12 protein-coding genes are annotated in these 14,214 nt (G+C 68.4%); 8 read left to right on the top strand and 4 right to left on the bottom strand.

Annotated features, from left to right (window positions below; genetic code table 11):
• Nucleotides 1-3 precede the first annotated feature (3 nt).
• The 6 genes from DVU99_RS03135 to DVU99_RS03110 all read left to right on the top strand — a co-directional run bounded on the left by DVU99_RS03135 (nucleotide 4) and on the right by DVU99_RS03110 (nucleotide 8,011).
• On the top strand, nucleotides 4-507 hold the full coding sequence (locus DVU99_RS03135) for a DUF4381 domain-containing protein (RefSeq protein ID WP_114238747.1): 504 nt from the start codon (nucleotides 4-6) through the stop codon (nucleotides 505-507).
• The gene (locus tag DVU99_RS03130) at nucleotides 494-1,516 is read left to right on the top strand and encodes a VWA domain-containing protein (protein WP_114238746.1); all 1,023 of its coding nucleotides are present in this window, start codon (nucleotides 494-496) and stop codon (nucleotides 1,514-1,516) included. Before DVU99_RS03135 ends, DVU99_RS03130 begins: the two co-directional genes overlap by 14 nt.
• A gap of 3 nt (nucleotides 1,517-1,519) precedes the next feature.
• The gene (locus DVU99_RS03125; protein WP_114238745.1) at nucleotides 1,520-3,148 is read left to right on the top strand and encodes a VWA domain-containing protein; all 1,629 of its coding nucleotides are present in this window, start codon (nucleotides 1,520-1,522) and stop codon (nucleotides 3,146-3,148) included.
• Nucleotides 3,145-4,497 carry a BatD family protein gene (locus DVU99_RS03120; RefSeq protein WP_157971330.1) on the top strand — a complete coding sequence of 451 codons (1,353 nt, stop codon included), beginning with the start codon at nucleotides 3,145-3,147 and terminating at the stop codon, nucleotides 4,495-4,497. Before DVU99_RS03125 ends, DVU99_RS03120 begins: the two co-directional genes overlap by 4 nt.
• Before the next feature lie 129 nt (nucleotides 4,498-4,626).
• The gene (locus DVU99_RS03115; protein WP_198670170.1) at nucleotides 4,627-7,104 is read left to right on the top strand and encodes a tetratricopeptide repeat protein; all 2,478 of its coding nucleotides are present in this window, start codon (nucleotides 4,627-4,629) and stop codon (nucleotides 7,102-7,104) included.
• An 82-nt stretch (nucleotides 7,105-7,186) separates the two neighbouring features.
• Nucleotides 7,187-8,011: an alpha/beta hydrolase gene (locus DVU99_RS03110; RefSeq protein ID WP_114238742.1), complete on the top strand. Its 825-nt coding sequence runs from the start codon at nucleotides 7,187-7,189 to the stop codon at nucleotides 8,009-8,011.
• A 12-nt stretch (nucleotides 8,012-8,023) separates the two neighbouring features.
• Here DVU99_RS03110 and DVU99_RS03105 read toward each other — a convergent pair whose 3' ends face one another.
• Nucleotides 8,024-8,437, bottom strand: coding sequence for a DoxX family protein (locus DVU99_RS03105; RefSeq protein WP_114238741.1), 414 nt, complete (start codon nucleotides 8,435-8,437; stop codon nucleotides 8,024-8,026).
• A gap of 123 nt (nucleotides 8,438-8,560) precedes the next feature.
• Nucleotides 8,561-9,376, bottom strand: a complete 816-nt coding sequence (locus tag DVU99_RS03100) for an SDR family oxidoreductase (protein ID WP_114239039.1) — start codon at nucleotides 9,374-9,376, stop codon at nucleotides 8,561-8,563.
• A 231-nt stretch (nucleotides 9,377-9,607) separates the two neighbouring features.
• Between DVU99_RS03100 and DVU99_RS03095 the strand changes: the two genes are divergently transcribed.
• Together DVU99_RS03095 and DVU99_RS03090 are read left to right on the top strand one after the other, a co-directional pair.
• Complete coding sequence (locus DVU99_RS03095; RefSeq protein WP_114238740.1) at nucleotides 9,608-11,290, top strand: mechanosensitive ion channel family protein; 1,683 nt, start codon at nucleotides 9,608-9,610, stop codon at nucleotides 11,288-11,290.
• Nucleotides 11,291-11,342: 52 nt separating this feature from the next.
• Complete coding sequence (locus DVU99_RS03090; RefSeq protein WP_114238739.1) at nucleotides 11,343-11,972, top strand: hypothetical protein; 630 nt, start codon at nucleotides 11,343-11,345, stop codon at nucleotides 11,970-11,972.
• 43 nt (nucleotides 11,973-12,015) lie between these two features.
• Here the strand turns inward: DVU99_RS03090 and DVU99_RS03085 are convergent, their stop codons facing one another.
• Together DVU99_RS03085 and DVU99_RS03080 are read right to left on the bottom strand one after the other, a co-directional pair.
• Nucleotides 12,016-13,233, bottom strand: coding sequence for an AGE family epimerase/isomerase (locus DVU99_RS03085; RefSeq protein ID WP_114238738.1), 1,218 nt, complete (start codon nucleotides 13,231-13,233; stop codon nucleotides 12,016-12,018).
• Nucleotides 13,230-14,207, bottom strand: coding sequence for a carbohydrate kinase (locus DVU99_RS03080; RefSeq protein ID WP_198670169.1), 978 nt, complete (start codon nucleotides 14,205-14,207; stop codon nucleotides 13,230-13,232). The genes DVU99_RS03085 and DVU99_RS03080 overlap by 4 nt, the downstream gene beginning before the upstream one ends.
• Nucleotides 14,208-14,214: the final 7 nt, after the last annotated feature.

The following is a 14,214-nucleotide window of genomic DNA, read 5'->3' as shown; positions in this document are numbered from 1 at the left end:
CGCATGTTCCCGGCAAGCACCCAGCCACCGCCGGCATCCATCGCCGACCTCAAGGAGATCCCCGATCCGGCGCCGGTGTCCTGGATGCCGCAGGCCACGGGTTGGTGGGTGCTGTTGGCGATCGTGTTGCTCGGCCTGGCATGGTTCGCGGTTCGGCGCTGGCTGCGCTGGCGGCGCAACCGCTATCGCCGCGAGGCGCAGACCGAGCTGACGTCGCTGGAGCAGGCGTTGCACGATCCTGCGCAACGCGCGAAGGCATTAGTGGCGGTGCCGGCGCTGGTCAAGCGCGCCGTGCTCGCCTGGGCGCCGCGCGAGCAGGTGGCACCGATGACCGGGGAGGCGTGGCTGGCCTACCTGGATCGCACCTATCCCGGCGGGCAGTTCACCCGCGGACCGGGCCGGCAGCTGGAAACCCTGGCCTATGGCGATGGCCGCATCGGCAACGACGACCTCACCGCGTTGTTGTCGCTGCTGCACCGATGGATCGACGACCATGTTCCAGCTTGAGCATCCCTGGCTGCTGCTGGTGTTGCCCTTGCCGCTGCTGGTGTGGTGGCTGGCGCCGCCGTATGGCGAGCGCACGCGGGCGGTGCGCGGGCCGTTCTTCGATGATCTCTCCCGCCTCACCGGCCAGACGCCCGCGCGCGGTGCGGTCATTCTTCGCGGTAACTGGCTGCGCCGCATCCTCGCCCCGATCTGCTGGGTGCTGGTGGTACTGGCGCTGGCGAGTCCGCAATGGCTGGAGCCACCGGTGGAACGCACCGAGTCGGCGCGCGACCTGCTGCTGGCGATCGACCTGTCCGGCTCCATGGCCACGCAGGACTTCATCGATCCCCAGGGCCAGCGCACGGATCGGCTGACCGCGGTGAAGGGCGTGGTGGATGAGTTCATCCAGCATCGCACCACCGATCGCATCGGCCTGATCGTGTTCGGCACCAATGCCTTTCCGCAGGCGCCGCTCACCCTGGACCACGTGGCCGTGCGTGAACTGCTGGACGAATTGCGGGTGAACATGGCCGGGCCGCAGACCGCCATCGGCGACGCCATCGGCATGGCGGTGAAGATGACCGAGCATTCGCAGCAGCGCGACCGCGTGCTGATCCTGCTCACCGACGGCAACGACACCGCCAGCCGCCTGCCGGCGGACAAGGCCGCCGCCATCGCCAAGGCGCATCGCATCGTCATCCACACCATCGGCATCGGCGACCCGCATGCCACCGGCGAGGATCGCGTGGACCTGGAGGCGCTCAAGCGCATCGCCAGCGTCACCGGCGGCCAGAGCTACCGTGGCGAGAACCGCGAGCAGCTCGCCGGCATCTATGCGCTGCTCGATCGCATGACGCCCAGCAAGGTGAAGCATTCGGTCTACCGGCCCAAGGTGAAGTTGTACTACTACCCGCTGGGCGTGGCCCTGCTGCTGATGCTGGGCTACCACTTGTTCATGCTGGGCGTATTGGCGCCGTTGGCGCGTCGTCGCGCGGCGGCCGATGTCGTGTCCGAGCCGGTGGGAGGCTGAGTGATGGATCAGGGCTTCCACTTCATCCGTCCGCTGTGGCTGCTACTGGTGCCGGCGGGGCCGCTGCTGCTGTGGTGGTGGCAGCGGCGCAACGATCCGCTGCAGCGCTGGAAAGGCATGATCGCGCCGCATCTGCTCAAGCACCTGGTGGTCGGTGATCGCGATGGCTGGCGCCTGAAACCGATCCATCTCGTCTGCGCGGTGCTGGTGCTGGGCGCCATCGCCTGCGCCGGGCCGACCTGGGAGCTCGATCCGCCACCGTTCGCGGAAGATCGCGCGCCAATGGTGGTGGCGCTGGACCTGTCGCCCGCGATGAACGCGATCGACGTACCGCCGACGCGACTGGAGCGCGCCAAGCAGAAGATCCGCGACCTGGTGGCGCTGCGTGCCGGCGGGCGCACCGGACTGATCGTCTACACCAACAGCGCGCACATGGTGTTGCCACCGACCGACGATCCCGCGCTGATGGAATTGTTCCTTTCGGCGATCACCACCGACCTGCTGCCGCCCAAGGGACAGAACGCCAGCGCCGCGCTGGCCATGGCCGATCGCCTGCTGGATGCCGAGAACGACCCGGGCACCATCGTGTTCTTCACCAGTGGCTTCGATGACAGCCAGATTCCCGCGTTCCAGGCACATCGCCAGCATTCGCGCCTGCAGGTGCTGATGCTGGCGGTGGGCACCACCAAGGGTGGCCCGCTGCGTGGACCCAACGGTTCGCTGAGTACCAACGCGCAGGGCGCCACGGTGGATTCGCGCCTGGACGATGCTGCCCTGCAGCGGCTTTCCTCGCAGGCGCATGTGCCGCTGGCCAGCGTGACCACGGACGATGCCGACATGCGCTGGGTGCAACGCGAGGCGCTGCATCACCTGGCCATCGTGCACGATCCCACCTCCACCATCCGCTGGAAGGAATACGGCTACTACCTGTGCTATCCGCTGGTGTTGCTGGCCCTGCTTTGGTTCCGTCGCGGCTGGATGGTGCGCTGGGTGTTCGTGCTGGGCGCGCTGGGCCTGGGCGCGATGCCTGCGCCGGCCAGCGCGGCCGGCTGGAGCGTGGCCGGCTGGTTCTTCACCCCCGACCAGCAGGGGCGCTGGTACTACGAGCACCGCGATTTCGCCAAGGCCGCGGAGCATTTCCAGGATCCCTACTGGAAAGGGCTGGCGCTGTACCAGCACGGGCGCTACGACGACGCACGCAAGCAGTTCGAGACCTTGCCCGGCGCCGACGCGCAGCTCTTGACCGGCAACTGCTACGCGCGCGTCAACGAATACGAGGAAGCCAAGGACGCCTACAACCAGGCGCTGCGCATGCGGCACCCGTTCCCCGAGGCGCAGGCCAATCTCGCGCTGATGACCCGGTTGATCAAAATCAAGGAGTCGGCGCCGCCGGAGGACGAGGACGACGAGTACAAGCCGGACCAGGTGAAGATGGACAAGGATGCCAAGCACGCCAAGGCCACCTCCAAGATCATGGGCACCAAGCCCACCGAGCTGCCGGCCGATGTATGGATGCGCAACCTCAGCGTGTCGCCGGCCGAGTTCCTGCGCACCAAGTTCAACATCGAGAACCAGGGCCCGGCGCCCGTGGCGACGGTACCCGCGCCTGCCAGCAGCGGAGCGCGCCCATGAAGGCATGGATGATGGCCGCGATGTTGCTGTTGGCCGGCGGGGCGCACGCCCAGCAGCCCGCACCCGCAACGACGGCGGCGGCACCTGCACCCGTGCCGCTGGTGGTTCGCGTGCACCAGGTGCCGCCCGGACAGGTATTGCAGGGTGGTACCACGGTGATCAAGGTGGACATGCTCACGCCGGACTTCTTCACCGAAGCGCCGGCGTTGCCGGAGCTGCACGTGGACGGTGCCTATCTGTCGCTTTCGGACGAGACGCCGGGGCATCTGGTGGAAACCATCGATGGCGCCACCTGGTCCGGCGTATCGCGCACCTACCTGTTCACGCCGCTAGTGTCGGGCAAGGTGGAGATTCCCTCCTTCGACATCACCGCGCATGTTGGCGCGCAGCGCACGGCGGTCACCGCGCAGACCACGCCGTTGACGGTGGACGTGGCGCCGCTGGTCCTGCCGCCCGGTGTGAACGAGGCGCTGATCGCCAGCTCGCTCAAGCTCACCCAGACGGTGACGCCGCAGGACAGTGGCCTGCATGTGGGTGATAGCGTCACCCGCCGCATCGAAATCAGCGCCGAAGGTGCGCCATCGATGATGCTGCCGCCGGTCGAATTCAAGCCGGTGAGCGGGTTGCAGCTGTATCCCTCGCCACCGATCGCGCGCGACGTGGTGGGCAACCAGGGTGGCTTCGTTGGCGGCAGCCGCGTCGACGAGGCGAGTTACGTGATCCAGCGACGCGGTCACTACAGCCTGCCGCCGGTGACCGTGCGCTGGATGGACAGCCGCACCCACGCGTGGCGCGAGAGCCGCGTGCCCGGCGTGAGCTTCCACGCGTGGTGGGGCGCGCCCGCCAAGCCGCGCTTTGCCCTGCCGCAGCAGGGCTTCATGCCACGCCTGATCGGCTGGTTCACCAGCGACGAAGGCATTGCCGTGCTGGTGCTCGCGGTGCTGGCCTGGGCGGCCTGGTGGTGTCGCGACCGGCTCGCGCGCGCCTGGGCTTGGTGGAAGGGCTGGCGTGAACGCCGTCGCCATAGCGAGCCCAAGGTGTTCGCCGCACTGAAGAGTCAGCGCAACACCGGTTCGGCGAGCGAACTCGCCGTGGCCGTGGACGACTGGGTGCGCCGCGCTGCTCAGGACGGGGCACCTGCCACGATGGCGGCCTGGTGCACGCGCTATGGCGACGACGCGCTGCGCGCAGCGTGGACGTCATGGCAGAACGCCATGTATGGCGCGTCCTCGTCGGATTGGTCGGCCTCGTCGCTGGTGCAGGGCATCGAGGCGGCCAGGAAGCGCTGGAAGCTCAGCCGGCGTCGACAGCACCATCAGGCGGCGTTGCCGCCGTTGAACCCCGTGTAGGCCGTGGCCGCCACCGGCGTTCACGGAGTCATCGCATGGCGCCGCTAAGATCGATGTCCGAAGACGGATCCGGCAGCGCACCCGCCAGAGGTGCGCGTGACTCACACGATGGCCTCGGGGGAGCAGGGGATGGGACGTTCCAAGCGTAGCCACGGCAAGCGCACGCCCAAGACGTCTTCGCCCCGTACCACGCCGCCGGCCGCATCGGCTCCCGCCGCTCCACAGGGCCGCGCCTTGTGGTGGATACCACTCGGCGTAGCCCTGCTGGTGCTGATCGCGCTGGGCGCGTGGTGGCTGCGCGAGCCCTCCGGCAGTGCCGAGCATGCCGCCACGGCGGCGGTGTCCTCGCCTGCGCCGCCGCCGGCCGTCACCGCCGCACCCGCAATGCCGCCGGCGCACTACGTCGGCACCGCGTCCTGTGCGGGCTGCCACCAGGCCGAAGCCCAGGCGTGGCGGCAATCGCATCATGCGCAGGCCATGCAGGTGGCCGGCGCCGGTACGGTACTGGGTCGCTTCGACGGCGGTTCGCTGAAAAAGGATGGCAGCACAGCCAGCTTCCTCAAGCGCGGCGACACCTACGTAGTGAAGACCGACGGACCCGACGGCAAGCCGGGTGAGTTCGAGGTGAAGTACACCTTTGGCGTGTATCCCCTGCAGCAGTACCTGGTGGCGTTTCCCGACGGGCGCCTGCAGGCCCTGCGAACCGCGTGGGATGCCCGGCCCGCCGCGGAGGGCGGGCAGCACTGGTTCAACATCTACCCCGGCGAGCATATCGACGCGCACGACACGCTGCACTGGACGCGGTTGAACCAGAACTGGAACTACATGTGCGCCGACTGTCATTCGACCAACGTGCAGCGTAATTACGACGCGGTGGCCAATACTTTCAAGACCAGCTGGAACGAGCTCAACGTGGCCTGCGAGGCCTGCCACGGACCTGGCTCGCGCCATGTGGCCTGGGTCAACGGCGATGCCACCCAGCGCAAGGCCGATCCTTCGCAGGGGCTCACCATCGCGCTCAACGAGCGCCAGGGCATACACTGGATTCCCAACCCCGTCACGGGCAACCCCGCGCGCAGCGCGCCGCTGGCCAGCCATCGCGAGGTGGAAACCTGCGCGGTCTGCCACTCGCGACGCAACATCATCGCGCGCGACACCGCACCCACCGGCCGCCTGATGGACACGCACGATCCCACCCTGCTGGTCGAGGGGCGCTATCACGCCGACGGCCAGCAACTGGACGAGGTGTATGTGTACGCCTCGTTCCTGCAGAGCCGCATGTACGCCAAGGGCGTCACCTGCAGCGACTGCCACGACCCGCATACCGGCAAGACGCGGGCCGAGGGCAATGCGCTTTGCGAAAGCTGCCACACGCCCAAGGTCTACGACACCGCCGCGCACACCATGCACAGGGAGGGCACGCCCGGCTCGCAATGCGTGGCCTGCCACATGCCCGCGAAAAACTACATGGTGATCAACGCACGGCCGGATCATTCCATCCGCGTGCCGCGTCCCGATCTCACGGTGAAGTACGGCGTGCCCAACGCCTGTGCCAACTGCCATGCTGACAAGGGTGCGCAGTGGGCGGCCGACGCCATCGAGAAGGCGCACGGCCCCGAGCGCAAGGGCTACCAGCACTTCGTGGAGGCCCTGGATGCGGGGCGCCAAGGCAAGCCCGGTGCGGCCGACCTGCTCTTTGCGCTGGCCGCCGACAGCACCTCGCCGGTGATCGCCCGCGCCACGGCGGTCAACGCGCTGCAGCACTACCCGAGCCAGGCCGCGGTGCCGACACTGCAGGCAGCATTGGGTGATGCCGATCCGTTGATGCGCGCCGCCGCGCTGGATGCGCTGGCCGCGTTCCCGACGCGCGTGCGCGGCCCGCTGGCGGCGCCACTGGCCGACGATCCGGTGCTGGACGTGCGCATCAAGGCCGGGCGCGCGCTCGCCGCCGTGCCGGATACCGAGCTCGACCCTGGCCAGCGGGCGGCGCGCGACCGCGCATTCGCGGCCTACGTGCAGGCCCAGCAGGCTATCGCCGACCGGCCTGAATCGCACTACGACCTTGGCGTGGTCTACGTGGAGCGCGGCGACACGGCGGATGCCGAGCAGGCGTTCCGCCACGCGTTGCGGCTGCAACCGGACTTCGTGCCGGCGTATGTGAACCTGGCCGACATGTACCGTGGCATGGGGCGTGAGGATGACGCTGCCAGGGTCATCGACGAGGGCCTGGCGGCGGTCCCGGGCAATGCCAGTCTATTGCACGCGAAGGGCCTGTCGCTGGTGCGCCAGAACCGCCCGGCCGACGCGCTGGAGTGGTTGCGTCGTGCCTGCGAAGCGCAGCCCGACAACGCGCGTTTTGCCTATGTGTACGGCGTGGCGCTCCATACCTCCGGGCAGGATGCGCAGGCGCGCAAGGTGCTGGAAACCGCCTTGCAGCACGCGCCCTACGATCCCTCGTTGCTCTACACGCTGGCCGGCATGGCGCATGATGCCGGCGACACGGAGAAGGCCCGCGAATACGCGCAGCGGCTGGTGGCGGTGGCGCCGCGCTCGCCCGATGCGCAGCAGTTGTTGCAGAGCCTGGGCGGCGAGAGCGGTGTCCGCTGAACGGGCCGGTGTCACATCGGCCCGGCAGGAGGAACGTGTCGAACGCGGCGTGATCGCCGGGGCAGCGTGGCGGGAGGGGAACATGGGGAAGTGGCGTGGCGTGTGCATGCTTGCGTTGCTGCTGGCCTGTGCCACCGCGACGCAGGCCATGACGGTACTGCACGACCTGGCGTACGGCAGCGCGCCGGCGCAACGGCTGGACGTGTATCGCCCGGCGGCGGCGCAGCATGCCCCGCTTATCCTGATGGTGCATGGCGGCGCCTGGATGCTCGGCGACAAGGGCAGTCGCGCCGTGGTCGAGCCCAAGGCCAGCCACTGGACCGATGCCGGCTATGTGTTCGTGTCGGTGAATTACCGGTTGTGGCCGCAGGCGAGTCCGGCGGAACAGGCCAACGACGTGGCCGACGCTCTGGTCTACGTGCAGCGGCACGCCGCCGAGTGGGGCGCTGACCCGACCCGGGTGGTGCTGATGGGGCATTCGGCCGGGGCGCATCTGGTGGCGCTGCTGTCGGCTTCACCATCGCTGGCCATGCGTCGCGGTGCGCAGCGCTGGGTGGCCACGGTGTCGCTCGACAGCGGTGCCATCGACGTGCCGGCGGTGATGCAGGCGCCGCATGCGCGCTTCTACGACCGCGTGTTCGGCAACGATCCGGGGTTCTGGCGAAGCGTGTCGCCGCTGGCGCAACTGGAGCGCGATGCGCCGCCGATGCTGCTGGTGTGTTCCAGCCGTCGTGCGGACTCCTGTCCGCACAACCAGGTGTTCGCGGCGCGTGCCAGGGCGCTGGGCGTAAGGGCGAGCGTGCTGCCCGAGCCGCTTTCGCACGAGCAGATCAACGCAACCCTCGGCGGGCCCGGAGGCTATACCGGCGCCGTGGACGCGTTCCTGCGCAGCCTCGGGCTTCCGTGACGGTGCGGACGTCTATTTGCCGTCGAGCGAGTACCGCCCCGGGCCCGTCAGCGTCAACAGCAACAGTCCACCGGCGATGCTCACGTTCTTGTAGAAGTTGATCATCGCGTTGGCCCGATCCGGATCATCCATGTTCCAGAAGGCGTGGCCGATGAGTGCTGCGGCGAGCGTGTACAGGCCCAGCAGCAGGGCCAGCGGCCGGGTATAGAAGCCGAGCGCGATGGCGAGGCCCACGAAGAACTCCATGATCACCGCCACTGCCGCCGACAGGGTCGGCATGGGTACGCCTTCGGCGGTCATGTAGGTCACTGTGGCGGTGAAGCCCAGCAGCTTTTCCCAGCCGAAGACCAGGAACAGGATCACCAGCAGCAGACGCGAAAACAGGATCAGACCGTCCTTGTCGCGTTCCATGAACAGGTATCGCATGGCCGTGCTCCCACAAAGGTTGAGGCCCGCGCGGGCACGTGCCCGCAACGACGGCGTCATGCGCAAACGGCGCCGTCGGTGACACTATAGTCCGCGGCGGCGACGTGGTGGAGATGTCGCCCTTCAGGCGTCTTCGGGGATGTCGCTCTTGTAGCGGTCGGCGGCGTGGTCGCGCGAGAGCAGTGGCAGCAGGCGTCGTCGCGCCGCTTCGTAGCGCTCCCAGTCGTCGCCGTCCGGCAGCGAGGGCAGGGTGACGATTTCGCCCTGGTCATAGCCGGCCAGCGCGGCATCCACCATTTCGTCCACTTCCATCACCATGCCCGCGGGGAAAGCTGCCGGGTCGCTGTCGGCATGCGTCCAGATGTCGGTGCGCGTCATGCCGGGAAGCACTGCCTGCATGCGGACGCCGTGCGCCGCGGCTTCCTGTTGCAGGCCGAGGGTGAAGTTGAGCAGGTAGCCCTTGCTCGCCGCGTAGGCGCCGCCAAAGCGCTCCGGCGCGAGCGCGAGCACCGAGGCGATGTTGATCACGCTGCCCCGGCCGCGGGCGATCAACCGGGGCAGGATCGCTCCCGTGAGCCGGGTGGGCGCGGTGACGTTGAGTGCAATCATCGCTTCGATATCGTCCAGCGCCATGGCCGTCATCGGCCCACCGCCCGCGCGGCCGGCGTTGTTGACCAGGATGCCGATGGCGTCGTCTTCGCGCAGCCGTTGTTCCACCACCGATCGCTGGTCGGGTGCCGTGAGGTCGGCCACGAGCGCGTCGACGCGCACGCCATGCAGGCGCGCCAGCTCCTCGGCCAGCGCCTCCAGCCGTGCGCGGCTGCGTGCCACCAGCACCAGGTCGTGGCCGCGCCGGGCCAGGCGGTCGGCGTAGGCCGCGCCGATGCCGGACGAGGCGCCGGTGACCAGGGCGGTGTCGAGCGGTTCCGTAAGTTCCATGGCAGGCTCCGGCAGGGCAGGGCGAACGGGCGCGCTGATCGGCACGCGCATGTTCCTTGCACGCTACGACGCGGCATCCCCGAATGTCACGCCCAGGAGGGGGTGAACCGCCCATATCAGTAAAATTACGTAGCCAGACCGGGTGGTTTTACGCTCGTTGCCCAGCGCGTCCTGACCGAACATGTCGGCATGGAGAGCTTGCGTTTTCAGGCAGTGACGCGGTTCCGCGGGATGCCCAGCGCATGGCGCCGTGTGGCGCCGTGGCGGTGGTTGCTCGCGCTTTTGCTGGCGTTGGCGAGCTGCGTCGCCTGGGCCACGCCGCAGGACGCACCGGCCAGCGCATCCTCGTCGCTGGAGGCGGACACCAACGGCGCGCCGGTGGTGGTGTGGGACCGCACCATCATCGTGCTGTACGCGCCATTCGGCGGGGAAGACGCCACCGAACGCGCCGCTGCGGCCGGCGAGCGCATCAGTACCATGCTGGACAAGCTGCGCCCGCAGGACCTCTCCAGTGTCTGGATCGAGTCGGGCAGCGAGAAGGGCGTGATGGTCCGGGCCGGCAACTTCGCGCTGTTCAGCGTGCTGCCCGGCGATGTCGGCAATGGCGATCGCGCAGCCGTGGAACAGGCGGGACGCGACGCTGTGGAGGTATTGCGCCAGGTGATGCGCGAACGCGCCGACGCCTTGCGCCCGCAGGTGCTGCTGAGTGGCCTGCTCTACAGCGCGGCGGCCACGGCACTGCTGGCGCTGCTGGTGTGGCTGCTGGTGTGGTTCAACCGCGTCGCGCAGCGGCGGCTGGCGGCCATCACCAAGCTGCGCTTGCAGCTGGACATCGCGGGTTTCGACATGCGGCCGGTGATCTGGAACCTGCTGCGTCGCCTGATCGGATTGCTGCAAATCCTGGTGATCCTGTTCGTCGGCTATCTCTGGCTGAGCTTCGTGCTGCGGCAGTTTCCATACAGCCGGCCGTGGGGATTGCGGCTGGGCCAGTACCTGATCGACCTGGGCCTGGGCGTGTTGATGGCGGTGGTGCACCAGATCCCCAACCTGCTGATGCTGGTGGTGATCTTCCTGGTCACGCGCGCGGTGGTGCGCCTGGTGAGCGCCTGGTTCCATGCGGTGGAGCGCGGCGCGGCGCACGTCGGCTGGCTGGAGGCGCCCACCGCCGCGGTGACGCGGCGGCTCGTGTCGGTGGCTATCTGGCTGTTCGCCCTGATCATTGCCTACCCGCACATCCCGGGCGCCGGCAGCTACGCGTTCAAGGGCGTGAGCGTGTTCGTGGGCGTGATGGTGTCGCTGGGCTCCACCGGCATCGTCAACCAGGTGATGAGCGGGCTGGTGGTGCTCTACTCGCGCGCCGTGCGCGTGGGCGATTACGTGTTCGTCGGCGAACACGAGGGCACCGTGGTGGAAATGGGCGCATTGTCGATCAGGCTGGTCACGCGCACGCGCGAAGAGGTGACGGTGCCCAATGCGGTGCTGTCGTCCACGCCCATGCGCAACCTCAATCGGCGCGTGGGCACGGACGGCCTGCTGCTAACCACCACGGTGACCGTGGGCTACGACACGCCCTGGCGGCAGGCGGTGGCGCTGCTGGAACTGGCGGCGTTGCGCACGCCCGGCGTGCTGGCCGAACCGCGGCCCTTCGTACTGCACACCGCGTTGTCGGATTTCTATATCGACTACCAGCTCAACGTCGCCACGGTCAGCCCGGCGATCTACATGGACACGCTGTCGGACCTGCGCCGCAACATCCTCGATGCCTTCAACGAATACGGCGTGCAGGTGATGTCGCCGCACTACCGCAAATACAACGACCAGAAAGTGCTGGTGCCGGCCGAGCACTGGTACGACGCACCGGCCAGCCCGCCTCGCGATGCCCCTTCCGATCCAGGTGGGAATGTCCCTGCCTGACCCATCCGACCCGGCAGGTGCCGGGACCTGCCATCCCCGAAGGAGAACGACCATGAGCAAGCCGCAATTGTTCAAACCCCACCTGCTTGGCGTGGCCCTGGCCCTCGCCGTGGCCGCACCGGCGGCCGTGCTCGCGCAGGACCTGGCCCATTCGGGCACGGTAAGCAGCACCGCCGGCGAACTGGCGCGCGAGGATCACACCATCACGGCTACCGTGGTGTCGGTGGATCCGCAGACGCGCTTCGTGACGCTGAAAGGGCCCAAGGGCAAGGAAGTCACGGTGGAAGCCGGCGCCGAGGTAGAGAACCTCGACCAGCTGAAGCCGGGCGACCAGGTCACGGCGCACTATCAGGCCGCGCTCGCCCTGCAGATTCTGCCGGCGGGCAGCGGCGCGCAGCTCGGCACCGAGGTGCAGGGCGGTACGGCCACCGGCGCACCGGGCGACAAGCCGGGCCTGCTCACCGGTCATTCGGTCACGGTGACCGCCAAGCTCACCGGCCTGGACCTGAAGAACCACACGGTGACCCTGACCGGTGCCGACGGCAAGGAGCGCGTGATCGAGGTGAAGGATCCCGCGCGCCAGGCGCAGATGAGCAAGCTCAAGGTGGGCGACACCGTCGTCATCACCTATGTGGAAGCGCTTGCCGTCACGGTGACGCCCAAGGCCAAGCCGAAGGGCTGAAGCTGGGGCGGGGAGGCCGGAGTCCGGCCTCCCCGCCATGCACTCAGGGCACACCGCCCTCGCGGACCAGCTCCATCACTTCGTAGCACGCGCCCATGGTGTGGTAGTCGGTCTTGCCGGCGGGGCTTTTCTCGTCGTCGATCTTGCGGTTGTCGCGGGTAAGGATGCGATACCAGGCGCCGTACCGGTGGTCGATGAAGTGCTGCCAGGCGTAGTTCCACAGCTTTTCGTACCACTGGTCGTACTCGGCCAGCCCGGTGCGTGCATGCAGCAGTGCCGCCGCCGCCATCGATTCGGCCTGCACCCAGAAATACTTGTCGTCGTCGCACACGCTGCCATCCGGCGCGAAGCCGTAGCAGATGCCAGCGTGCTGCGCGTCCCACGCCCGCGCCAGCGCGGTGTCGAACAGATGCTTGGCGGTAGGCACCAGCCAGTTCTCCTCACGGCCGCGTTCGAGCAGCAACGGTTCCATGATCAGCAGCAGCTTGGCCCACTCGGTCTGGTGGCCGGGCTGGAAACCCCAGGGGCGGAACAGGTGCTTGGGGTCGTCACGGTGGTAATCCCAATCGACATTCCACTGCGCGTCATAGTGTTCCCACACCAGCCCGTCGGCCTTGGCCGCCTGCCGGCGCGTCATGTGGTCGGCAAGGACGAGGGCGCGTTCGAGGTAGCGTGGCTCGTCGCAGGCCTGGTAGGCCGCCAGCATCGCCTCGCACATGTGCATGTTGGCGTTCTGGCCGCGGTAGCCGCTGAAATTCCACTGCGCATCGGCTTCGTCGCGATACAGGCCGGCCTCGGCGTCCCAGTAGCGCTGTTCCAGCAGCACCCAGGTTTCGTCCATCCAGGCATCCGCCTCGCGCACGCCGGCCTTGCGCGCGCTGGCGTAGGCCAGCAGCACGAAGGCGACGCCATAGGCGTGGTTGGTGCGGTCTTCCGGCTGGCCGTCGCGGATGGTCCAGGCGTAGCCGCCGGTGGCGGCGTCGCGGTGCACCTCGCGCAGGTAACGCAGGCCGTGGTGGACCGCCTCGAGGTACTCGGGGTTGCCGAACTCGCGATAGGCCATCGCGTAGTTGAAGACGAAGCGCGTGCTGCTCACCAGGTGGCGGGGGCGGCGGTCGTAGATGGTGCCATCGTCCTTGTAGTAGTGGAAAAAGCCACCGGCAGGATCGATCGCGCGCGGGTGGTAGAACGCCATGGTCTGCGCGACATGGCTGCGCAGGAAGGCCTCGCTGCGGAAATCGGGCCGGGCGGGCGTGGTCATGCGTAGGTCTCCATGAAGCTGAGTACTTCGGCTTCGTCCGGCATCGCCGAGAACGAACCCTGGCGGGTGACGGTGAGCGCGCCACAGGCGGCCGCGAAACGCAGCATCGCGTGCAGTCGCGGGAGTTCGGTCACCAGGTGATCGAGGCGATCCGGGGCGGCTTGGAGCCTCGCCAGCCCGCACAGCAGGCCGCCGACAAAGGCATCGCCGGCAGCCGTGGTGTCCACGGCGTTCACTGCGTAGACCGGCAGCTCGCCTTCCGCATCCGGATGGAACCAGCGCAGCGAGCGTTCGCCGTCAGTCACCACCAGCAGGCGCGTGCGGCCCTGCCACAGGCGCTCGAGCACGGCTTCCTCGCCGTCGACGGCAAGCCAGGCGAACTCCTCGCCGCTCAGCTTCACCACATCGGCCAGTTCGAGCGCAGGCCACACCTGCGGGCGCGGGTCGACGCCAGGGTTCCACAAGGCAGGCCGCAGGTTGAGATCGAAGCTCACCAGGGCGCCGGCCGCGTGGGCGCGGCGCATGCCTTCGCGGGTGGTTTCGGCCATCGCCTCGTCGGTCATGCTGTTGGAGCAGACGTGGAACACGGCCACGCCGTCGAAGCGTGCCTCGCCGAAATGCTCGGGCCGGAACAGCAGGTCGGCCGACGGCGGGCGATAGAAGCTGAAGCTGCGTTCGCCCCTGGCGTCGAGCGCAACGAAGGCCAGCGCGGTGTTGGCCGCGCCGGTACGGGTGACACCGGCGGTATCCACGCCGGCATGCTGCAGGCTGTGCAGCAGGAAATCGCCGAACAGGTCGTTGCCGAGCATGCCGGCGAATGCCGCGCCGCCGCCGAGGCGGGCCACCGCCACCGCCACGTTGGCCGGCGCGCCGCCAGCGTAGGGGACAAAGCCGCGGGGAAAGCCAAAGGCGTCGCCGCCTTCGCTGTGGAAGTCGATCAGCGCTTCGCCGAAACAGAGGATGGTGCGAGACATCAGGTCC

The sequence above is a fragment of the Dyella sp. C9 genome, assembly GCF_003332825.1.
In the GTDB taxonomy this organism is placed as follows: domain Bacteria; phylum Pseudomonadota; class Gammaproteobacteria; order Xanthomonadales; family Rhodanobacteraceae; genus Dyella.
This window is presented reverse-complemented; position numbering and strand designations above follow the sequence as displayed.